The sequence below is a fragment of the Flavobacterium sp. NPDC079362 genome (assembly GCF_050267765.1).
GTDB classification, from domain to species: Bacteria; Bacteroidota; Bacteroidia; order Flavobacteriales; family Flavobacteriaceae; genus Flavobacterium; species Flavobacterium azizsancarii.
The window spans coordinates 1-22,054 of record NZ_JBNNFM010000037.1; the positions used below are offsets into that span (position 1 = coordinate 1).

General features: G+C 34.8%; 16 protein-coding genes and 1 pseudogene. 14 read left to right on the forward strand and 3 right to left on the reverse strand.

Going from position 1 to position 22,054, the window contains the following annotated elements; genetic code table 11:
- Positions 1 to 387: 387 nt before the first annotated feature.
- From ACQKCJ_RS21220 to ACQKCJ_RS21235, 4 genes are all read left to right on the forward strand, one after another.
- Positions 388 to 735 carry a nuclear transport factor 2 family protein gene (locus ACQKCJ_RS21220; protein WP_271337306.1) on the forward strand — a complete coding sequence of 116 codons (348 nt, stop codon included), beginning with the start codon at positions 388 to 390 and terminating at the stop codon, positions 733 to 735.
- Positions 736 to 802: 67 nt separating this feature from the next.
- Positions 803 to 1,735 (forward strand): NAD-dependent epimerase/dehydratase family protein, encoded by a 933-nt coding sequence (locus ACQKCJ_RS21225; RefSeq protein ID WP_271337305.1) that lies wholly within the window; start codon positions 803 to 805, stop codon positions 1,733 to 1,735.
- 415 nt (positions 1,736 to 2,150) lie between these two features.
- On the forward strand, positions 2,151 to 2,318 hold the full coding sequence (locus ACQKCJ_RS21230; protein ID WP_271337304.1) for a hypothetical protein: 168 nt from the start codon (positions 2,151 to 2,153) through the stop codon (positions 2,316 to 2,318).
- 201 nt (positions 2,319 to 2,519) lie between these two features.
- A complete protein-coding gene (locus ACQKCJ_RS21235; protein ID WP_271337302.1) occupies positions 2,520 to 3,032 on the forward strand; it encodes a PRC-barrel domain-containing protein in 513 nt (170 codons plus the stop codon).
- Positions 3,033 to 3,295: 263 nt separating this feature from the next.
- Here the strand turns inward: ACQKCJ_RS21235 and ACQKCJ_RS21240 are convergent, their stop codons facing one another.
- Positions 3,296 to 3,547, reverse strand: a complete 252-nt coding sequence (locus ACQKCJ_RS21240; protein WP_271337301.1) for an NAD(P)H-binding protein — start codon at positions 3,545 to 3,547, stop codon at positions 3,296 to 3,298.
- A 510-nt stretch (positions 3,548 to 4,057) separates the two neighbouring features.
- On the opposite strand from ACQKCJ_RS21240, the gene ACQKCJ_RS21245 reads away from it, so the two are divergent.
- From ACQKCJ_RS21245 to ACQKCJ_RS21270, 6 genes are all read left to right on the forward strand, one after another.
- On the forward strand, positions 4,058 to 5,101 hold the full coding sequence (locus ACQKCJ_RS21245) for an aldo/keto reductase (RefSeq protein WP_427402873.1): 1,044 nt from the start codon (positions 4,058 to 4,060) through the stop codon (positions 5,099 to 5,101).
- 164 nt (positions 5,102 to 5,265) lie between these two features.
- Positions 5,266 to 7,542 (forward strand): catalase/peroxidase HPI, encoded by a 2,277-nt coding sequence (katG, locus tag ACQKCJ_RS21250; RefSeq protein ID WP_427402874.1) that lies wholly within the window; start codon positions 5,266 to 5,268, stop codon positions 7,540 to 7,542.
- A gap of 220 nt (positions 7,543 to 7,762) precedes the next feature.
- Positions 7,763 to 9,406 carry a DUF6377 domain-containing protein gene (locus tag ACQKCJ_RS21255; protein ID WP_427402875.1) on the forward strand — a complete coding sequence of 548 codons (1,644 nt, stop codon included), beginning with the start codon at positions 7,763 to 7,765 and terminating at the stop codon, positions 9,404 to 9,406.
- A 311-nt stretch (positions 9,407 to 9,717) separates the two neighbouring features.
- Complete coding sequence (gene bglX, locus ACQKCJ_RS21260; RefSeq protein ID WP_427402876.1) at positions 9,718 to 12,000, forward strand: beta-glucosidase BglX; 2,283 nt, start codon at positions 9,718 to 9,720, stop codon at positions 11,998 to 12,000.
- 29 nt (positions 12,001 to 12,029) lie between these two features.
- Positions 12,030 to 14,240, forward strand: a complete 2,211-nt coding sequence (locus tag ACQKCJ_RS21265) for a glycoside hydrolase family 3 C-terminal domain-containing protein (RefSeq protein ID WP_271337296.1) — start codon at positions 12,030 to 12,032, stop codon at positions 14,238 to 14,240.
- 32 nt (positions 14,241 to 14,272) lie between these two features.
- Positions 14,273 to 15,403 (forward strand): acyltransferase family protein, encoded by a 1,131-nt coding sequence (locus tag ACQKCJ_RS21270; RefSeq protein ID WP_271337295.1) that lies wholly within the window; start codon positions 14,273 to 14,275, stop codon positions 15,401 to 15,403.
- A 77-nt stretch (positions 15,404 to 15,480) separates the two neighbouring features.
- On the opposite strand, the gene ACQKCJ_RS21275 is transcribed toward ACQKCJ_RS21270, so the two are convergent.
- Entirely contained in the window at positions 15,481 to 16,230 is a 750-nt protein-coding gene (locus ACQKCJ_RS21275; protein WP_427402877.1) for a DeoR/GlpR family DNA-binding transcription regulator, read from the reverse strand.
- Positions 16,231 to 16,434: 204 nt separating this feature from the next.
- Here ACQKCJ_RS21275 and ACQKCJ_RS21280 point away from each other — a divergent pair, with 204 nt between their 5' ends.
- A complete protein-coding gene (locus ACQKCJ_RS21280; RefSeq protein WP_271338432.1) occupies positions 16,435 to 17,859 on the forward strand; it encodes an amino acid permease in 1,425 nt (474 codons plus the stop codon).
- 695 nt (positions 17,860 to 18,554) lie between these two features.
- Positions 18,555 to 19,253, forward strand: a complete 699-nt coding sequence (locus ACQKCJ_RS21285; protein ID WP_271338434.1) for a DUF1826 domain-containing protein — start codon at positions 18,555 to 18,557, stop codon at positions 19,251 to 19,253.
- A 16-nt stretch (positions 19,254 to 19,269) separates the two neighbouring features.
- Here the strand turns inward: ACQKCJ_RS21285 and ACQKCJ_RS21290 are convergent, their stop codons facing one another.
- Complete coding sequence (locus tag ACQKCJ_RS21290) at positions 19,270 to 19,557, reverse strand: hypothetical protein (protein ID WP_271338431.1); 288 nt, start codon at positions 19,555 to 19,557, stop codon at positions 19,270 to 19,272.
- Between the two features lie 1,336 nt (positions 19,558 to 20,893).
- Between ACQKCJ_RS21290 and ACQKCJ_RS21295 the strand changes: the two are divergent.
- Both ACQKCJ_RS21295 and ACQKCJ_RS21300 read left to right on the forward strand, forming a co-directional pair.
- Positions 20,894 to 21,067: pseudogene (locus ACQKCJ_RS21295) on the forward strand (DUF1826 domain-containing protein); the annotation flags it as partial.
- A gap of 168 nt (positions 21,068 to 21,235) precedes the next feature.
- Positions 21,236 to 22,039: a serine hydrolase domain-containing protein gene (locus tag ACQKCJ_RS21300; protein ID WP_427402878.1), complete on the forward strand. Its 804-nt coding sequence runs from the start codon at positions 21,236 to 21,238 to the stop codon at positions 22,037 to 22,039.
- Positions 22,040 to 22,054: the final 15 nt, after the last annotated feature.

Genomic DNA, 22,054 nt, shown 5'->3' on the forward strand with positions numbered 1-22,054 from the left:
TGCATAATCATTGATTTTAGTACTTAAATATAAGAAAAATCAATGTGTAAAACAAAAAAAAACTGCCCGAAATTACTTTTCGGACAGCCTCTTTTGCTTTTTATAATTACGTACTTTTCCCTGCCTTTCCTGTTATGGCAACAGGTGGCACAAGTATATTAAATATTCAGGAATCTATATCTTCAGGGGCTAAAGCAATTGTTTTTTCGCCACCTTCCAATAAATATTTATTCAAAATAATGATGGATAAATGTAGAAAAAGTGTCAAGTATTTCTAAGAAAAAAGTCAATTGAAATCCATTCTTAGATTAGAATTTGATTAGTAATGTCAAAATTAAATTATTAAATTTGAAAGTGACAATAAAACAAACAATTAAAAAACAGTATATGGATTTGAATAATAAAGCAATACTGGAAATGGCAAATAAAGCGCTTACTGCAGGAAATAATGAGGGCTTTTTGTCTTTTTGCACTGACGACACGCATTGGACTTTTGTAGGTGATAAAACCCTGAAAGGAAAGGAAGCTGTTAGAGAGTATATGGCAAAAGAATATTTAGAGCCCCCACAATTCATAGTCGAAAATTTAATAGCTGAAAATGATTTCGTTACGGCAGTCGGCAAAATCTCCCTGAAAGACGAAAACGGAAATGAGACTCACTATTCATATTGCGATGTCTGGCATTTTCGAGAAGGCAAAATGTCTGAATTAAAAGCTTTTGTAATATCGATATAGAGAAGAACGAAAGTAATAGAGATACGATTTTTATTTACCGTAGATTTCATTAAATTTATATAAAAAAATGCAGACAATATTAGGGGCAAACGGAATAATTGGAGAAGAACTGGCTAAAGTATTACGCCTTAACTATACCAATAAAATAAAGCTCGTTGGACGAAACCCAAAGAAAGTTCATGAAGAAGATATTTTATTCAAATGTGATTTGCTGGATCCGCAAAGTGTAAACGCTGCGCTGGCAGATACTGATATTGCTTACCTTACTGTAGGCCTGCCATATGAGTCTGAATTATGGCTCAGGCAATGGCCTGTTATAATGACCAATGTAATTTTGGGCTGTAAAGAACATGGATGTAAACTTGTTTATTTTGACAATACCTACGCTTATCCGCAAGGGAGTAAAATTCAAAACGAAAACACTCCTTTGGAACCTGGCGGTAAAAAAGGAATGGCAAAAAAAATAGCTGCTGAATTGTTATTAGATGCTATTGAGAAAAAGGAAATTAACGCTGTTATTTGTCGGGCACCTGAATTTTATGGACCGGGCAAAACTAAGGGAATTACAAATGATCTTGTATTTGGAAATTTGCAAAAGCATAAAAAACCAAAATTTTTGCTGAATGACAATGTAAAGAGAACCTTAATTTTTACTCCTGATGCCAGTAGGGCAATGGCCCAAATTGGTAATACGGATAATGCTTATTCACAGACATGGCATTTACCATGTGATGATGACCGATTAACATTCAAAGAATTTATGGAAGAAATATCCAAACAATTAGGACGAAAAATCAGTTACGGTAAATTAGGCGCATTCATTTTAAAAATTGCAGCGGTTTTCAATCCTTTCGTCAAAGAAACTTTGGAATTATTGCCACGATATGCGATTGACAATATTTTTGATTCCTCTAAATTTAAAAAACGATTTCCTGACTTCAGGGTAACAACCTACCAAGAGGGTATTAAAATTATTTTGAAAGATTATAAAATCGAATAAAGCTAATTATCATTTATGCTTTAGTTTCTGAGTTGAAAAAGATAGATTTTTATATAATACAATAGTTTTCGAGTTTTGGTTTTGAACATCCACAATCTTTCAGCAAACTATTTAAAATAAAAACCAATCAGTCTCCGTTGGAGTTTCGACAGTCCTTTAACTAATTTGTATACAGAATGAATATTTTGAATATTTAAGATAATGGAAGATATAGTGGATTGAAAATATAAAAAAGCCCATTTCGTTAAGAAATGGGCTTTTCTGTTCATGATTAAAACATTAAAGTTGCCTTTCAGATTCATCTACTGGGAATTGTGTAACATCCTGCTGAAATTAAATATTTCTTAAACTCAACTCATTTGTATCTTTAATAGGATATTAAAACTATTTATATAATCAAAAAAAAAAATGAGTTATGGCAGAAATTAAAATTGAGAAAAAGAAGCCAGTATGGCCATGGATTGTAGCAGTCCTGTTGATCGCAGCACTTATATACTACATCTTTTTGAAAGATAACGTGACGCAAAGTGATAACAGTGTAGAAATTGAAAATACTACAAGTACAGACAATACGACAAATTAACTAGAAGAAATGCAGCGATGAAAACAGCTTTTTCTTCACGAAATAAACTTTGTTATAGTTATCCTCTACATTTTTTTGACATTGGTTTATAAAGGTATTTCGTGAATTTGTTTTCCATGATAAAACAAGGTAGACTTAAAAAGTAAAAGTATCCTGCAGCCAGACTAGCGAAAAATAATTTTTAATACTAAAAAAATATTTATGGAAAATAAAGATAAAAATTTATACAGATTGGATGAACTTTCTGATTATAAAATTGCTTCGAACTATCCTGATGTACGAGGATGGAAAATAGTAGACGCTGACAACCGCACTATAGGCACAATTGATAATCTTTGGGTTAATAAAGATATGAAGCGTGTTGTATATCTAGATGTGAAAGTAGATAAAGCATTAATTGAAGATAGCCGTAATGAAGTTCATAATGCTATAGCGAGCGAGAACGAAAAGGAGTTTACCTACAAAGACGGCGACAACCATGTTATAATACCTATTGGATCGGTTAATATCAATAAAGACACAAAAATTGTTATGGCTAGCAACATAGGATATGATACATTTAGAAACACAAGCAGATATAACAGGGAATACAATTTTAACAGGGAGTATGAAAGAAGAGTAATGAAGTCTTATTATCCTGAAAACGATCCTAACTCTGTTTATTATAGTGATGATGATTCTTTTTACAACCGCAGAGAATTTGACAACAAATAGCGGTTCTTCATATAATTTGCATCAGGAAGCCAACATTTGATATACTAATCGCTTTGCACTAAAAGTGCAGGGGTTTGTTTTGCGAGGGACTTTCAGTCCCTCTTTTTTTTATTGAAGAATGAAGTTTGAGTTGTTACCTACTTAATATTGGTATGTTTTCAAGTCAATTTATGAAGATAATTATTTTATTAAGAACATATTTTTTTCAAAGTGAATATTTAGTTTACTTACAATTATTAGTTGCTGAAGTATAATTTTATTTATCATTTTTCAGCTAACATTGGCATTTTTCGATTATAAGTTTCAGTATATAAATTATCAATAAAAAATTTAGCAAGTAGTTTACGGCTCATCCGGCACGGTCTTAGTTTGTGGTCATAGGTAATGTCTAATTTTCCTAAAGTTTCATTTTCGTTTAAGCCAACAGGTCTGGCTATAGTCCAGTTTATTGCAGACTTCTGGATCAAAAATTCCTGTGCATTATGGTCATCAAAAATAATCTTAAAATTTGTCATCCTGATCAATAGCTTTACATACCGAAGCAGAACTATCCCAGTAATAATTGTGATCAATTTTAAGTCTATTTTTTATAAATTAAGAACAGTATTAGTCTCAGATATTAAAACTTCATTATTAGTTTTCTTTCTATACAGATTTGGAGTGATTTTCTTTTTTTAATAATTAGACAAATGACTTTCATCCGTAAAACCAACTACTTGAGCAATTTGTTCTAAGGTAATTTATTTTCTTCCAATTCGTCAATAACTAATGTATCAAATTGTCGCAATCATTTTGTGATGGAAATTTACAAGTATTTGATGGAAATTTACAAGAAAATATTTAATTTAAATGAAGAACTTTGTCATAATAAACTAAGCTTATGCTGAGAATAGGCTATTTATTATTTCTGAGGTCAGGAAAATTAGAAAAGATTTTATAATGCTTTGCAGTAGGTATGGTTTTAAAAATAATTTGGAATAGATTAATGAATGCCTTTAAAAAAAACACTAATAAAAAATAAAATTATGGAATATAGACAATTGGGCGATTCAGGATTACAAGTTCCTGTATTGAGTTTTGGTACAGCCACCTTTGGCGGAGGAAATGATTTTTTTAAGGAATGGGGCAGTACTCAGGTTGAGGAAGCTAAGAAACTTGTAAATATATGTTTAGAGTCAGGAGTTAATCTCTTTGATACGGCAGATATTTATTCAGATGGTTTGGCAGAAGAGGTATTAGGCAAAGCAATTGCAGATCACCAAAGAGATCAATTGCTGATATCAACAAAAGCTACATTCACATTTGGCCAGGGACCTAACAATCAGGGATCATCCAGGTATCATTTATTAAAACAAATAGAAGGCAGTCTTAAAAGGCTGGGTACAGATTATATTGATATTTACCATATGCATGGTTTTGATGGAAATACACCTGTTGATGAAACTTTACGCACATTAGACGATCTGGTTCAAAGTGGAAAAGTACGTTATATAGCAGCTTCCAATTTTTCAGGATGGCATTTAATGAAATCTCAGGCATTATCTGAAAAGTATGGCTGGAATCGTTATATAGGCCATCAGGTATATTATTCGCTTGTTAATCGTGAGTATGAATGGGAGTTAATGCCATTGGGATTAGATCAAAAAGTGGGAGGTATTATCTGGAGTCCGTTAGCAGGAGGGAGACTGGGCGGTAAATTTAGCAGAACAAAAGACTGGCCCAATACAGGTCGTGTCGCAGGAGGAGGAAGTCCCGTACCAGAATCAGGAATAGAGAAAGAACATCTTTTTAAAATTACGGATGCTTTAGAAGTTATTGCCGGCGAGACTGGAAAATCAATATCGCAAGTAGCTTTAAATTGGCTTTTGCAGCGCCCTACTGTATCGACGATAATAATAGGAGCAAGAAACGAGGAACAGTTAAGACAAAATCTTGGTGCTATAGGCTGGAATCTTAGTCTTGATCAAATCAAGAGGCTCGATGAAGCAAGTGAAGTTAATCCAATTTATCCTTATTGGCATCAAAGACAGAATCTTACATTAAATCCGATACCTAATTTTTACAAATAATCAGGATGAAATTTAAATTAAAGCGAGGTAATTTTACTTCGCTTTTTTATTCTGAATTTCTGTTGAATAGATTTTAACTATCAAAGAACAAATAATTATTATGTATACTGATAACAATCTTTTCATTTAGTTTGTAAATTAGTATCAAATTAAAATTTTGAATTATGGAGGATAAATCGAACGACATCAGCAAATGCCCTTTTCATAATGGCAGCATGGACAATCAAGCCGCGAGAGGTACAAAAAACAATGACTGGTGGCCAAAGCAACTCAGGGTAAATATACTGAGACAGAATTCAGCCTTATCAAATCCAATGGATAAGGACTTTAATTATGCCGAAGCTTTTAAGAGTCTTGATCTCGAAGCAGTAAAGAAAGATTTGCACGAGCTTATGACAGATTCGCAAGATTGGTGGCCTGCAGATTTTGGTCATTACGGAGGTCTTTTTATCAGAATGGCATGGCACAGCGCAGGAACATACCGCGTTGAAGATGGTCGCGGTGGTGCAGGCGCAGGACAACAGCGTTTCGCCCCTCTTAACAGCTGGCCGGACAATGTAAGCCTTGATAAAGCCCGCAGATTGTTGTGGCCTATTAAACAAAAGTATGGGCGAAAAATTTCATGGGCAGATTTAATGATATTGACAGGAAATATTGCCTTAGAATCGATGGGGTTCAAAACATTTGGTTTTGCTGGAGGACGTGCTGATGTGTGGGAACCGGATGAATCAGTTTATTGGGGATCTGAAACCACATGGCTGGGAGGAGATGAGCGTTACAAAGATGGTTCAGAAGGTGTGCCGAAGGATCACGGTGTGGTTTCATCTGATGACGATGCTGATGGTCATATTCATTCCAGAAACTTAGAAAAACCTTTGGCAGCTGTACAAATGGGACTTATCTATGTAAATCCTGAAGGTCCTGATGGTAATCCGGATCCTATCGCAGCAGCTAAAGACATCAGAGATACTTTTGGACGAATGGCAATGGATGATGAAGAAACTGTAGCCTTAATTGCAGGAGGACACACCTTTGGTAAAACTCATGGTGCAGCTCCTTCTGACCATGTGGGCAAAGAACCAGAAGCGGCAGACCTCGAAGATCAGGGATTTGGCTGGAAAAATAGTTTTGGTTCCGGTAAAGGTCCTGATGCTATTACCAGCGGACTTGAAGTGATCTGGACCAAAACACCAACACAGTGGAGCAATAACTTTTTCGAAAATTTATTTGGTTTTGAATGGGAACTTTCAAAAAGTCCTGCCGGTGCTCATCAATGGGTAGCTAAAAACGCTGAACCTATTATTCCGGATGCTTTTGATCCTGCTAAAAAGCATTTACCAACGATGCTTACCACAGATTTATCTTTACGATTAGATCCTGCGTACGAGAAAATATCACGCCGATTTTTTGAAAATCCTGACCAGTTCGCAGATGCTTTTTCTCGTGCATGGTTTAAACTGACACATCGTGATATGGGACCGGTTTCCCGTTATTTAGGACCTGATGTTCCTCAGGAAGAACTTTTATGGCAGGATCCGATTCCTGAAGTAAATCATTCTTTAATAGAAGAAAATGACATCAATCAATTAAAAGAAAAAATAGAAAATTCAGGCTTAAGTATTTCACAATTAGTTGCAACGGCGTGGGCTTCGGCTTCGACTTTTAGAGGATCTGATAAGCGTGGTGGCGCAAATGGTGCGCGTATCAGACTAGCTCCGCAAAAAGACTGGGAAGTGAATAATCCTGCACAGCTGAAACAAGTTCTGGAAAAACTGGAAAATCTTCAGAATGAATTTAATAATGCACAGAGTACCGGAAAAAAAGTATCACTTGCAGATACAATAGTTTTAGCAGGTACAGTTGGGGTAGAGAAAGCAATAAAAGCTGCAGGTTTTAGCATTAAAGTGCCGTTCTCTCAGGGGCGTATGGATGCTTCTGCACAACAAACCGATGTGGAATCTTTTGGATATCTTGAGCCTAAAGCGGATGGGTTCCGTAACTTTCGAAAAACAAAATCTACAGTAACTACAGAGGAACTATTAATCGATAAAGCCAATTTACTAACCTTAACCGCACCAGAATTAACAGTGCTTTTAGGCGGTCTTCGCGTGTTGGACATTAATACTGATGGTACCAAAAATGGTGTTTTTACACATCGTCCCGGACAGCTGACAAACGATTTTTTTGTAAATCTTCTTGATATGAGTACCCAGTGGCAGGCAGTTTCAAATGATAAAGAACTTTATACAGGAAACGATCGCAAAACAGGGCAGCCTAAATGGATAGCAACAAGAGCAGATCTTGTTTTTGGTTCTAATGCAGAATTAAGAGCAATTGCCGAAGTATATGCAAGTACTGACTCACATGAAAAATTTATAAATGACTTTGTCGCCATTTGGAACAAAGTAATGAATCTGGACAGGTTTGATTTAAAAAGATAAAATTTAAATAAAAAACAATTGAAAAAGAGATGCAATCTAATCAGCATCTCTTTTTTTTTGTCATAGGCAGAACTTTCTAAACTGATGTTTTTTTGACTGCATATACCAGCTATTTTTTTTAGTCGTTATATAAAATAAATTATTCAAATAAAATGCGAATTTGCATATATTTGCATGATTCCAAAAAAAGTTTGGAGTATCATAATTTAAATCAAAGGTTTTGTTTAAGAAAAGTATAATCTCCATTTTATTAATTTTATTTGTCACTCTTTGTTTTGGAAATGTAAACGATTCATTACGTCTTAAACTTGACTTTGCCATACAGCATAAAGCGGATTATTCTGCCCTTAAAGACAAAAGAACATCGAAATTAAGAAAAGCTCTAAAAGAAAACAATTCACTCGAGAATCAGTATTTGCTGAATCAAAAATTGTACACAGAATACCGGAAATATAAAATTGATTCTGCTTTATATTTTGTTATGAAAAATGTAAAGCTCTCCGATTCCTTTAATGAAGCAGATTTCAGGACAAATACTGTCCTGCAATTAGCGAATGTATATTCTGCAAGCGGACGTTTTTTAGAATCTGAGAAACTGCTTAAATCAATTCAAACCAGAACGCTTTCAAAGGAGCAAAAAAAGACTTATTTCGAATTTTATATTGAATTTTTTGAGCAATACGCTACTAATAATCCCAGTAAATACTACACTAAACAAATAGATGTTTATAGAGATTCATTACTCTCTGTTTTAGATTCTCAATCTTCAGAATACAAAGTAAATTTAGCCCTGCGTTCAATTAATAAACAGGATTATAGTGCAGCCAAACAGAATCTGGAAGAATTGTTTTATTCTCAGGACCTTAATAAATCACAGTATGCAATGTGCGCCTATATTCTGGGCAATATCAGTATGCGCAATAAACAATACGCAGAAGGAATCGATTATTATACGCTGGCAGCAATAACAGATATAGAAACAGCAACAAAAGATCAGGGAGCGATCCAGAATCTTGCGATATACAATTACTACAATGGCAAAATTGATCTGGCTTATAAGTATGCAAAATCAGCTCTTGAAGATGCAGTATTCTGCAATGTAAAATTTAGAACACTAATGATGTCAGAGTTTTATTCGATTATTAATGCGGCATATCAGAAAAAAGCAGAGAAAAATAAAAAGCAGCTTCAAATTTATATTGCCTCTGTAAGTGTTCTCAGTGTTTTTTTAATTGGTTTAATTTTTTACATCTACCGTCAGATGAGACGTTTGTCGAGAGTAAAAAAAGCACTTTCAGACTCGGCACAAGAACTTCAGGAGCTTAATTCTGAATTTCAGGCTGCAAATGAGCAACTCAAAGTATTCAATGAGCAGCTCAACGAATCCAATAATATAAAAGAAGAATATATAGCACAGTTTTTTGATATCTGCTCGTCTTATATTAACAAAATGGAAGATTACAGACGCAAACTTTATAAAAAAGCTGTTAGCAGGCAATTTGTTGATTTGACTAATATTTTAAAATCAAATGATACAATAGATCAGGAACTTCTTGAATTGTATCAAAAATTTGACAGTGTTTTTATTAAGCTTTACCCTGAATTTACCATAGATTTTAATGCACTCCTTGCAGACGGAGAGAAAATTACTCTTAAAGAAGGAGAAATACTTACTACAGAACTCCGCATTTTTGCTCTTGAAAGACTTGGTATTAAAGACAGCGATAAAATTGCTTCCTTTTTAAGGCTTTCTATGAGTACTATTTATAATTACCGAACTAAAATTCGCAATAAAACGAGCTATTCGAAAGAAGAGTTCACTAAAAGACTGGAGAAAACCGGCAGCAGGTCGAATGGGCTTTAAGACCAATCTTTATCTCGCGACATTCCTGTCTTTTCAATACCTAACAAAACCTAAGTCTAAACCTGTATAGGGAATGATGTAGTATTTTGACCGCGTTTTTTTTCTTTTTTCAACTACATTTTTAAGGCGTGGCGACTACTTTTTAAAACATGATACATTGTTTAGTTTATTGATAATGAGTATTTTGAGTGTTTTTGATTTCTACATTTTTATTTTACAATGCCGCATGCGTACTATATCGTTATAGTTTTACAACATCAAGGTTTATCACTATTAAAAATAAACCTGAAGTCGATAAATTATAAATAGATATGAAAAAAAAATTAGCAGCAGTGTTGTTTCTGGCAGCAGCATTTCAAATGAATGCCCAGCAGCAAAAAGATCAAAAAATGGAGGCGTTCGTCAGCGAATTGATGAACCGGATGACCTTAGAAGAAAAAATAGGACAAATGAACCTGCCTAGTGAGGGAGATATAATAACAGGATTGGGCAGCAATACCAATATTGCAGCAAAGATTCGTAAAGGTCTTGTAGGAGGAATGTTCAACATCAAGGGAGTTAAGAAAATCAAAGAGATTCAGAAAATTGCTGTTGAAGAAAGCAGAATGAAAATACCGCTGCTTTTTGGTATGGATGTTATTCATGGTTACGAAACCGTTTTTCCAATTCCTCTTGGATTGGCTTGTACCTGGGATATGAAAATTATAGAGGAATCTGCAAGAATTGCTGCCAAAGAAGCCAGTGCCGATGGTATTAGCTGGACATTTAGCCCTATGGTTGATATTGCCAGAGATCCAAGATGGGGACGTGTTTCTGAAGGAAGTGGTGAAGATCCGTACTTAGGCGGACAAATTGCAAAGGCAATGATCAGAGGATATCAGGGAAAGGATAATACATTTTCAGAAAAATTTAATATTCTGGCCTGCGTTAAACATTTTGCATTGTATGGAGCGGGAGAAGCCGGAAGAGATTACAACACTGCAGACATGAGCCATATTCGTATGTATAATGAATATTTTTATCCCTACAAAGCTGCAGTAGAGCAAGGAGTGGCAAGTGTTATGGCATCTTTTAATGTGGTAGATGCTGTTCCTGCCCATGCTAATAAATGGCTGTTGACCGATGTACTTCGTACACAATGGGGGTTTGATGGGTTTACAGTAGCTGATTATGGGGGAGTAGGTGAGATTGTGAATCACGGACTTGGCAATTTAAAAAATGTATCAGCTGCTGCACTCAATGCAGGACTGGATATGGATATGGTTTCAGAAGGATTCTTAAATACACTTCCTGCTTCAATAAAAGAAGGAAACGTTGATGTTGCAAAAATAGATCAGGCCTGCAAACGTGTTCTTGAAGCCAAGTATAAATTGGGATTATTTAAAGATCCTTATAAGTTTTGTGATACTAAAAGAGCGCAGAAAGAAATATATACCAATGAAAATAGAGCTGCAGCGCGTAAAACGGCTTCTGAAAGTTTTGTTCTTTTAAAAAATCAAGGAAATATTCTGCCTTTATCCAAAGCAAAAACAATTGCAGTAGTTGGACCTATGGCAGACACAAAGTCAAATATGGTAGGTACATGGAGTGTTGCCGCGAAACTTGATCAACCGCTTAGTCTGGTTGAAGGATTGCGCGAGACCGTGGGTAATAAAGCTACTGTTTTATACGCGAAAGGTTCTAATCTATTAAGTGATAAGGGAATGCAAAAAGATGCCACAATGTTTGGCAGAGACATTCCGTGGGATAACAGAACAGAAGACGAGCTTATTGCGGAGGCGCTTAATGCGGCTTCAAAAGCAGATGTAATTATAGCGGCAATGGGTGAGTCGTCTGAAATGAGCGGAGAATCAAGCAGCCGCACAGATATTGGAATTCCAGCCGTACAAAAAAGAGTTTTGGAGAAACTTTTAGCGACAGGAAAACCGGTAGTACTGGTTTTATTTGCCGGAAGACCTATGACACTTGTTTGGGAACAGGAAAATGTGCCTGCAATTTTGAATGTATGGTTTGGCGGAAGCGAATCGGCCAAAGCGATAGGTGATGTGCTTTTTGGAGGTGTAAACCCGAGCGGAAAATTGGTATCGACTTTCCCAAGAAGTGTGGCTCAAATACCACTTTATTATAATCATTTAAATACTGGAAGACCAGCATCTGATAAGGGCTTTGAGAAATTTAGAAGCAATTATATGGACGAAAAGAATGCTCCCTTGTATCCATTTGGTTTCGGATTAAGTTATACTACATTTCAATACAGTCCCATAACGTTGAGCGCAACTGAAATGAGCGCTGACGGAACACTTACAGCTTCAGTAAATGTAAAAAACACCGGAGTAAAGGATGGAGCAGAAACTGTACAGCTTTACATAAGAGATATGGAAGCTAGTATCTCAAGACCGGTAAAAGAACTTAAAGGATTTGATAAAATTTTTCTTAAAGCCGGAGAGTCAAAAACAGTAAAGTTTATAATCACTCAGGAGATGCTTAAATTCTATAACAGCGCACTTGACTTTCTAAGCGAACCTGGTGAGTTTCAAATCATGATAGGAACCAGCAGTAATGATGTACAAACTGCTTCGATTACTTTAAAATAAAAAACCACAATCCGAAAACTAAAAAAACTATGTTATATAAATTATTTACTGCTTTTATAATGCTGTCCGTTTTGAATGTCACGGCCCAGAAGGCATTACCAATATATCTTGACGATTCAAAACCTGTAGAACAGCGTATTGAAGATGCGCTTTCGAAGATGACATTAGAAGAAAAAATCGCTATGGTGCATGCACAATCTAAATTTAGTTCTCCCGGAGTACCTCGTCTAGGAATTCCGGAGAACTGGATGACTGATGGCCCTCACGGAATTCGTCCTGAAGTAAAATGGGATGAATGGCAGCAGGCAGAATGGACTAATGATTCTTGTATTGCTTTTCCGGCTCTTACTGCATTATCTGCTACCTGGAATAGAAATATGTCGCTTTTGTATGGAAAAAGTCTTGGAGAAGAAGCGCGTTACAGAAATAAAAATGTAATTCTGGGTCCCGGAATAAATATTTATCGCAGCCCTCTAAACGGAAGAAATTTTGAGTACATGGGCGAAGATCCTTTTCTTGCCGGCCAAATGGTTGTGCCTTACATTCGTGGGGTTCAGTCAAATGGAGTAGCGGCTTGTGTGAAGCATTTTGCATTAAACAATCAGGAAACCAATCGCCATGGAGTAAATGTAATTGTAGACGATCGTGCACTTTATGAAATCTATCTTCCGGCTTTTAAAGCAGCCGTTCAGGAAGGGGATGTTTGGGCAGTTATGGGATCATACAATAAATACAAAGGATTGCAAGGATGTCATAATAATTTTTTGTTGCAGGATATCCTTAGAAAAGAGTGGTCTTTTGATGGCGCTGTAGTGGCAGACTGGGGAGGTGTTCACAATACCAAAGAATCTATTTATAATGGTCTTGATATGGAATTTGGAACCTGGACAGATGGTCTTACATGGGGTGCAAGTAATGCTTATGATAATTATTATCTGGCAAAACCTTATCTTGATTTGATAAAGTCCGGCGAAGTTGGTACTAAAGAACTTGATGAAAAAATTAGAAACATAATGCGTCTTATCTTCAGGACTAATATGGACAGGAACAGACCGTGGGGATCTTTTGGGACACCAGAACATGCCGCTGCAGCACGAAGTATTGCAGAAGAAGGGATTGTACTTTTGAAAAATAAGGGAGCAATATTGCCTCTGGATATAAAAAAGTATAAAAAAATAGCGGTTATTGGAGAAAATGCTATCAAGATGATGACAGTAGGAGGAGGAAGCTCTTCGCTTAAAGCCAAATACGAAATTTCGCCTCTTAAAGGACTTCAGACAAGAATTGGCAATGAAGCTCAGATAACGTATGCAAGAGGATATGTAGGAGATGCCAGCGGAAATTATAACGGCGTAGTTTCCGGACAAAACCTTACAGAAAACCGAAGTGCCGAAGAACTTAAAAATGAAGCTCTGAAATTAGCAAAAGAAGCTGATGTGGTACTGTTTATGGGAGGTCTTAATAAAAGTGATTTTCAGGACAGTGAAGGCAATGATCGAAAAGAACTCGATCTTCCGTATGGTCAGAATGAATTAATAAGTGCACTGGCAAAAGTCAATCCAAATTTAATTTATATCAATATTTCAGGTAATGCTGTAGCGATGCCTTGGGAGAAAGAGGTTCCGGCTATTGTTCAGGGATGGTTTCTTGGATCTGAATCTGGTACTGCTTTGGCGGCAGTATTGCTAGGTGATGTCAATCCATCAGGGAAACTAACATTTACTTTTCCCGTTGCATTAAAAGATAATGCTGCACACGCTTTTAACTCATATCCTGGTGGAGACGAGGTTACTTACAAAGAAAGTATTTTTGTGGGGTACAGATGGCATGAGAAAGAAAAAATAAAACCACTTTTCCCTTTTGGATACGGACTTAGTTATACTTCATTTCAATATAGCGACATAAAAGCTGACAAAATAAATATTACTCAGGATGATAAAATTTCTTTCTCTGTTAAGGTAAAAAATACAGGTAAACGTGATGGGGCAGAGGTTGTTCAGTTATACATTTCTGATATTAAGTCTTCACTACCAAGACCTGTAAAAGAACTTAAAGGTTTTGATAAAGTTTTTCTAAAAGCGGGTGAAGAAAAAACAATCACTTTCACGATCGAAAAAGACGCTTTGAGTTTTTTCAATGACAAAGAACATCAATGGATAGCAGAACCTGGAGATTTTCAGGCATTGATTGGAGCTTCATCAGCAGATATTAGAGCTAAAATTAATTTCCGTTTAAAATAATTCAATTAATATAAATCAAAAACAAAAAATAAATGGAAGTTATTTCTTCACAGGGAACCGTTTTCAAGGATTCTAAAAAACATTATGAGATTCTTGACGGGCTTCGGGGTGTAGCCGCTATTCTTGTGGTTGCCTTTCATATTCTTGAGGTTTTCTCAGGTGGCGATCATACTAAACAGCTTATCAATCACGGCTATCTTGCAGTTGATTTTTTCTTTCTTCTTTCTGGTTTTGTAATAGCACACGCTTATGATGACAGATGGAATACAATGTCTCTTACAGGATTTTTAAAAAGAAGACTCATACGTTTGCACCCCATGATAATTGTAGGGATGACACTCGGGGCAGTGTGTTTTTACTTTGCAGCCGGTGCAATGTTTCCCGCAATAGAAGGAACCCCTTTTTGGAAACTTATTTTGGTAATGGTGTTCGGTTGGTTTCTAATACCTGTACCTGGGTCATTAGATATTAGAGGTTGGTCAGAAATGTATCCTTTAAATGGCCCTGCATGGTCTTTGTTCTTTGAATATATTGCCAATATTTTTTATGCACTGATACTACGCAAGGTTTCAAATACAATAATGTGGATTTTGGTTGTTATTGCAGCAATTGCGTTGATACATTTAGCCGTATTTAGTCCGCATGGAGATATTATTGGAGGCTGGTCACTTGATTTTGAGCAATTGCGTATTGGATTTACCAGATTAGCTTTTCCTTTTCTGGCGGGAATACTGCTTCGAAGATTATTTAAATCCGGAAACATTAAAAATGCATTTTTATGGAGTAGTCTTCTTATTGTTGCAATTATGTCATTCCCAAGAGTAGGAGGTTCTGAACACTTATGGTGGAATGGTATTTATGATTCGCTTACGATTATAGTATTGTTTCCTTTAGTTGTATATATAGGTGCAAGCGGAAGTATTAAGAGTGCAGTATCAAAACGTTTGTGCAGTTTTCTGGGCGATATATCTTATCCTATCTACATTACGCACTTTCCAATTTTGTATGTATATTATGCATGGGTATCCAATAACAATATTCAATTAGAAAATTCGCTTGGAGTTGCGTTAGCAGTTTTGATATTCTGCATCATAATTTCTTATGTTTTTCTCAAATTATATGATATACCAGTTAGAAAATGGCTTTCAAAAAAACATCAATAATATATTATAATCCCTTGTTCAATAAGCTGTCTTTTAGACAGCTTATTTTTTATATGATTATTTTATACTTAAAAAAATTATACAATTTTAATCCCGCTATTTCTGTATGAGTTTAATTTAGAATCAGTACTGGGAAGTTCTGTGATTAATACCGCTACTTCATCCATAGAACAAATTCGAAAAGTCTCTGATGTATTTAGTTTTTCTTCCACAGCAAGAGCCAGCGTTTTTTTTGCAAATTTATGCATGGCTGTTTTTACATCAGCATCACCAGGAAAAGTTGCAGTAACACCAAATGTACTGTCAATTGCGCAGGTTCCCAGAAAATAGCTGTCTGCAATATAAGTACTGATTTCATTACAGGCTTTTGCACCTTCGGTAGTATGAGTTTGAGTATTATATAAACCTCCTAAAAGTATGAGTTTTATATTTTTATGGTTTTCTAAGACCGGAATAAGTGATGTATTATTGGTTATAATAGTAAGTTTTGATTTAATGGGCAGTTTTGCCGCAATACTGCAGTTGGTAGTTCCTCCATCCATAAATATGGTTTGGCCATCCTCAATAAACTGCTGTGCTTTTAATGCAATAACTTCTTTCTTGCCTGTTACATAAGCAGCTCTGTCTACAAAACTCAAAGGGTTTTTGATCACCGGAATAGCGCCTCCGCGAACCTTAGAAAGAAGCCCGTTATTATGCAGTGCTTCAATATCTCTGCGAATCGTATCTTCAGAGACTTCCAATAATATTGCGAGAGCATCAAAGTGAACCCTGCCATCTTTTGAGAGTGTTTCCAGAATCTTTGCAAAACGTTCTTCTTTCAACATAAATGATAATATATGACTGCAAAGATACATTTTTTACCTAAACGATATATTCTATAGAAAGCCCTGTATACCGATCAGATTGATACAGTAGTGCAATAAAATATCTCTTTGGTATAACGTATGCTTTGTACGATTCTTTTTTTAAGTTATCTTCGCCTCTTATATATTTTTGAGTACATATTTACTCAGTTAAAATTCTAATTTGTGAAAAAAAACCATGAAGACGTAGAAGAGAATCAGCTTAAACGTGGGCTGACTAACCGTCACATTCAGTTAATTGCCTTAGGCGGATCAATAGGAACAGGTCTTTTTCTGGGCATTGGTCCAGCGGCTGTATTAGCAGGGCCATCTGTTATTTTAGGATATGCTGTTGCCGGAATTATCGCTTTTTTTATTATGAGACAACTTGGCGAAATGGTTGTCGAAGAGCCTGTATCAGGAAGCTTTAGTCACTTTGCCTATAAATATTGTGGTTCTTTTGCAGGTTTTGCATCTGGTTGGAATTATTGGATATTATATATTTTAGTTTCTATGGCTGAGCTTACAGCCATTGGTGTTTATGTACAGTTTTGGTGGCCTGAAATTCCGCTTTGGGCATCCAGTTTATTTTTCTTCCTGATTGTTAATGCTTTAAATTTTGCCTCGGTAAAAGTGTACGGAGAAACTGAATTTTGGTTTTCGATCATAAAAGTGGTTGCAATTATTGCAATGATCCTCTTTGGTACTTACTTGCTAATAAGTGGTACAGGAGGTGAACACGCTACAATTCATAATTTATATAACGATGGAGGATTTTTTCCTAAAGGTTTCTTCGAAAAAACTACAACTGGTAATTTTCAGGGTTTATTAGCTGCAATGGCGCTAATTATGTTTTCCTTTGGTGGTTTAGAACTAATTGGTATTACAGCTGCCGAAGCAGAAAACCCGGAAAAAAACATTCCAAAAGCAACCAATCAGGTCATCTATAGAATCCTTATCTTTTATGTTGGTGCATTGGTAATTTTATTTGCTTTGTCGCCATGGCAACTAATTACAACAGATAGTAGTCCGTTTGTAATGGTTTTTCAAAACTTAAACGGAATGGAATTTGAGTTGTTTGGCAAAAAAATATTTTTCACAAGCCTTATTGCTAATGTGCTTAATTTAATTGTATTAACTGCAGCTTTATCAGTTTATAATAGTAGCGTATACAGCAACTCCCGTATGTTATATGGTTTAGCAGATCAGGGCAATGCGCCTAAGTTTTTAATGAAGCTAAACAAACAATCAGTACCAATTAATGCCATTTTAATATCTTCCTGTTTTGCAGCGATTTGTATTTTAATAAATAAGATAATTCCAAAAGAGGCTTTTAGTATTTTAATGTCTTTAGTAGTGTCTTGTCTAGTTATTAACTGGGTTATGATTTCTTATACGCATCTAAAATTTAGGCGCGCGAAAGACAAGGAAAACACAAAAACTAAATTTCCTTCGATATTTTATCCACTAAGTAATTACATCTGTTTCCTGTTTTTGTTGGGTATTTTATGCATCATGTGGATCACTAATATGAAGTTATCCGTAGAATTAATTCCTATTTGGCTGGGTATTCTTTTTGTATGTTATAAAGTTTTAAAAACAAAAAAATAACTGGATTTTACTGCATCGTTCTATTTTATAACCCGTTGCGTGTAATTAATTCAAGTTGCTGTTTGTTTGGTATCAAGAGCAAATGTTTTGGAGAAAACGAATTTTTAACGCAGATTTTGATGATTATGCAGATTTAATTTTGATTATAAATAAATCCGCGTACATATCTAAAATCTTTTAAAATCTGCTTGAAACAAAACTAAGCTCTTCTAAATTTGAAGGTTTTCAGCTTATTAAATCCGCAACTTGAATTAATAAAAAATCGTTTAACACATAGAAATATAGAATATAACTTCTCGAAAAAAGGCTTTTTACTTAGTTAAAATACATCGCGAAGCTTCGGGGAAATGGCACTAAGTTATCGAATTAGTAAATAGACAAATAAGTAACCACAAAGTTTGTCATCTCGATGCTGGAGAGATCACACTAGTATTTTAGTTCAAATATTTGCTAATCTTGGTCGAGTTCTTATGTGATCTCTCCTGCGTCGAGATGATAAGATTACAGATTCTGATAGCGTTACTGATACAACAAGTTAATCCACATTCAAAAAACGCTTAATTTAATGACATTGAGCTTCGGGACTTGCTATGTGAGAGAAATGGGTTTCTATGTGTTTAAAAAATAATTTACAATTAATCGTTTATTACATAATTTTGTAAAACATGAAGCAAGTCGCTTCTTACTATTATACTATGAGCAATACATTTTCTGACAACAGCCAAATAGGAGTGGTAGCTACTTTCTCTGATCTTATACATACCAGTTTCAAGGAAGAAATGAATGCACTGTGTTGGTTCAGAAATTTAGATGGCGATTTTAATGAGATTGTATCTCAATTATCATTAAAAGAAAACATAACCGAAGTTTTTCCTGAAGATCTACTCGCACTAAAACTATCAGAAAAGGGAAATATTGCAAGGGAAACAATCCTAAATGATGTACAATTATTAACTGATTTTGGTGCTTCTCCGGCTCTTAATTTATTGAAGTGTTATGATCGTGATGATGAATTTGATTTCATCTCGACAGATGTGTATTCGTTTCATGTTGATCGTTCGCCCATTGCAACAGATACTTTTTTATGTACGTATCACGGAGCGGCAAGTGATATTATTGCTAATTCGCAAGCCGAGCAAAAAATCCTGATTCCGGAAATCCGAGCCAAGCTAAAAGACCTGCATGAAGGACCAGAAGAAGAATTCGAAGACTTTCTGAAGGAAAATTATTTTGATTTGCATTATCAGGTAAATCCCGATGCAAAACCTGTTAATCTAGGATTAGGACATCTGTGGCGCCTTGCCGTAGATCATCCAAAACAACAAGTATTGCCTTGTATTCATAGAGCACCAATAGAAAATGAAGGCGAATATAGGTTGTTGCTGATTTGTTGAGTGTAAAGAAGTTAATCTAGTTGCAGATAACTTTGTTATTTACCAAAATTAGCCCTTTTAAACTTATTGTACTTTCATCAGAACTTGAATTTAAAAAGATATACCCCTCGTTATTCAAAAGTAGTAAAGCATCTAATACTCTTGCTTGTTTTTCCTTCTCATGAGATATAGTGTCTCTCGCTGGCGTATAAGCATTAAAAACAGTAGTTAAGAGACTTGTCAGTTCTTCTAAAGTGCAACTCATGCCATATCTTTCGGCAAGCACCTGCAAAATTTTTATAAGAAATATTGGTAATGTTTCCATGACAGCAGCTTTTACTTATATATACGAAAACAGACTCAAAATAGATTTTGTAAAAGATTTAAATTGTTATAAGTGTTTGATTAATAATATTTACTAATTGATCTCCCGCTGTGCGAATAATTTTCATGAGAAGCTGTGCAAATGTTTGTGACTTTGCGCAATTTTTTTGTTCCTTAGAAATTATAAACCTGATAGAAGTCTCCCGGCTCTTTATCAGATGAACAAAAAGAATTCTGTTTTATGGAAAGTCGTAATTTTTATGTTTTTTTTTGCGTAGTATTGTTAAATATTATTTTACATTATGTAGCGCATATCCTCGCTGGCGCGAGCGCAATGTCATTAAGTTAAGCTTTTTTAAGGACAATTATGGCTAAAAAAATTCGCGCAAAGTCGCAAAGAAAACGGATGTAAACTTGGCGGCTTTGCGACTTTGCGCGAGATCAATTAGACAAAAGCATTATAGATTTTCCTTAACTTAATGACATTGGGCGCGAGCGTCCCGCTCGTTAATGCAATCTAAATATATATGTAATATTTTCTTTTTAAAGATCTTTCATTAAGATTTTACTGAATTTATGGAGGTTCTATACTTTGTCTTCACGAGAGTTATGCTTGTGCCAGCAAGGGGAGTACAACTATCGAGGAGGTGTTATAGCACAATGGATTTTAGAACATCAATATGGTTATAAACCTTTCAATGACTATTTGACTTATTCTAAAAAAATTAAAAAAACATGGAAAAAATAAAAAAAAAGATTAGTTATCCTGTTTTTGCGACAATTATTTCATTGTGCATAATGTTTTTTTGTTGGATAATAATACTAATTGCTAATCATCGCACAATAAAATTGGACTCTGTAATTGGAGATTTAATTATTCCAATTTTTATAGTAGTAGCAAATCTAATACTATCTTATTCTTTTTATTACTTGAATAAGAACTTAAGAATAATACTTTATGTTTTAATTTTTTTCTTTGTTGTTTGGGTAACCCTGTTTTTTCTGTCGAATTATACTAACCATAAAAGTCAAAATAGAATACCAGATAACATGGAAGGTTTATCGGAGTTGATTACATCAATGATTATATTCTTTGTTTTAATTAATTTATTTTCAAATTTTTTAGCATTGTCAATATATTATTTGAAGAAAAAATATATTAAAGAGAAAAACTGAATTTATAAATTCCGCGCTGGCGCGAGCATCTTGCTCGTGAAAATAAAGCATGAAAATTATCTTAATAGCCATTAATTATTGTTATAAAGAAATTTACCGAGACAATATCGTTATTGTTGATTTAGATGGTATTCACGAGCAAGATGCTCGCGCCAGCGTGGGAAAATTATTTCGACTTGCATTATCAGGTTTATCCGGATACAGCGCCTGTTAATTTAGGGTTGGGCCATCTTTGGCGACTGGCTGTAGATCATCCAAAACAGCAAGTATTGCCATGTATTCACAGAGCGCCAATAGAAAATGAAGGCGAATATAGATTGCTGCTGATTTGTTAAGGAATTTTTCGCAAGATTAACTTAGCAGAACATACAAATCACTCATATTAGAATAGTGTATAAAGTTTGAATTAGATAATAATTATATAGCTATAAAATCAATACTTTTATAAAAAAATATTCGATAATCTAATCAATTCCACATAAAAAAAACAACCGTTTAAAACTATGAAAAATAGATTCCTTTTAATTCTTTTATTATCCTCTATCTTTTGCCTGGCTCAGAGTTCACAAGCAGAAACCATTAATATTAAAACCTTAATCGATAGTGCAGCAAATAGAATGATTAAAAAACCTTTAATTCATTCTACTTCAATCGCAATAGTTTATCAGGGAAAAGAATTCATAGGTCATTATGGAGAATTAGAAGAAGGAAAAAATAATTGCCCTGATAATGAAACAATTTATGAAATAGGTTCTTTAAGTAAAACATTTGCAGGAACACTTGCAGCAAAAGCAGTCTGCGAAAAGAAATTGAATATTGCAGATGAAGTCCAGAAGTATTTACCGGAAAATTATCCAAATCTAAAGTATGGAAAACAGCCTATTCTTATAAAACACTTGCTTTCACATACAAGCGGATTTTCAAATATGCTGCCATTTGAAGCAAATATAATTCTGCAGAATTTCATAAATCACGATACTCCTGCAAAAATCAATGAACTTTATAAAAACTATGAACAAAAAGTTTTTTTAAGAGATCTTCATAAAGTCAAAATTGATACCGTTCCAGGGTATAAATATTCTTATTCGAGTGCAGGCAGCGAACTTATAGCTTTTATTTTAGAGAAAGTTTATAAAAAAAAGTATGAAAAACTATTAACAGATTACTTGACTAAAAACATTGCAATGCAGAACACAAAAATCACCCTTTCTAATCAGGAAGCCAAAAAGCTTGCAGTAGGTTATCACAGTGATAATAGTGTAATCACGCCGCCAATGCCGAAACTGCCTTGGGGGGGCATCCGGTAATATGAAATCAATAAT

Excerpts from the sequence above, each read along its gene's own strand:
- ACQKCJ_RS21265 (WP_271337296.1), top strand. The coding sequence starts at position 12,030 with ATGTTATATAAATTATTTACTGCTTTTATAATGCTGTCCGTTTTGAAT.
- ACQKCJ_RS21240 (WP_271337301.1), bottom strand. The coding sequence starts at position 3,547 with ATGACAAATTTTAAGATTATTTTTGATGACCATAATGCACAGGAATTT.
- ACQKCJ_RS21235 (WP_271337302.1), top strand. The coding sequence starts at position 2,520 with ATGGAAAATAAAGATAAAAATTTATACAGATTGGATGAACTTTCTGAT.
- ACQKCJ_RS21300 (WP_427402878.1), top strand. The coding sequence starts at position 21,236 with ATGAAAAATAGATTCCTTTTAATTCTTTTATTATCCTCTATCTTTTGC.
- bglX (WP_427402876.1), top strand. The coding sequence starts at position 9,718 with ATGAAAAAAAAATTAGCAGCAGTGTTGTTTCTGGCAGCAGCATTTCAA.
- ACQKCJ_RS21270 (WP_271337295.1), top strand. The coding sequence starts at position 14,273 with ATGGAAGTTATTTCTTCACAGGGAACCGTTTTCAAGGATTCTAAAAAA.
- ACQKCJ_RS21230 (WP_271337304.1), top strand. The coding sequence starts at position 2,151 with ATGGCAGAAATTAAAATTGAGAAAAAGAAGCCAGTATGGCCATGGATT.
- ACQKCJ_RS21220 (WP_271337306.1), top strand. The coding sequence starts at position 388 with ATGGATTTGAATAATAAAGCAATACTGGAAATGGCAAATAAAGCGCTT.
- ACQKCJ_RS21275 (WP_427402877.1), bottom strand. The coding sequence starts at position 16,230 with ATGTTGAAAGAAGAACGTTTTGCAAAGATTCTGGAAACACTCTCAAAA.
- ACQKCJ_RS21290 (WP_271338431.1), bottom strand. The coding sequence starts at position 19,557 with ATGGAAACATTACCAATATTTCTTATAAAAATTTTGCAGGTGCTTGCC.
- ACQKCJ_RS21245 (WP_427402873.1), top strand. The coding sequence starts at position 4,058 with ATGGAATATAGACAATTGGGCGATTCAGGATTACAAGTTCCTGTATTG.
- katG (WP_427402874.1), top strand. The coding sequence starts at position 5,266 with ATGGAGGATAAATCGAACGACATCAGCAAATGCCCTTTTCATAATGGC.
- ACQKCJ_RS21285 (WP_271338434.1), top strand. The coding sequence starts at position 18,555 with ATGAGCAATACATTTTCTGACAACAGCCAAATAGGAGTGGTAGCTACT.
- ACQKCJ_RS21225 (WP_271337305.1), top strand. The coding sequence starts at position 803 with ATGCAGACAATATTAGGGGCAAACGGAATAATTGGAGAAGAACTGGCT.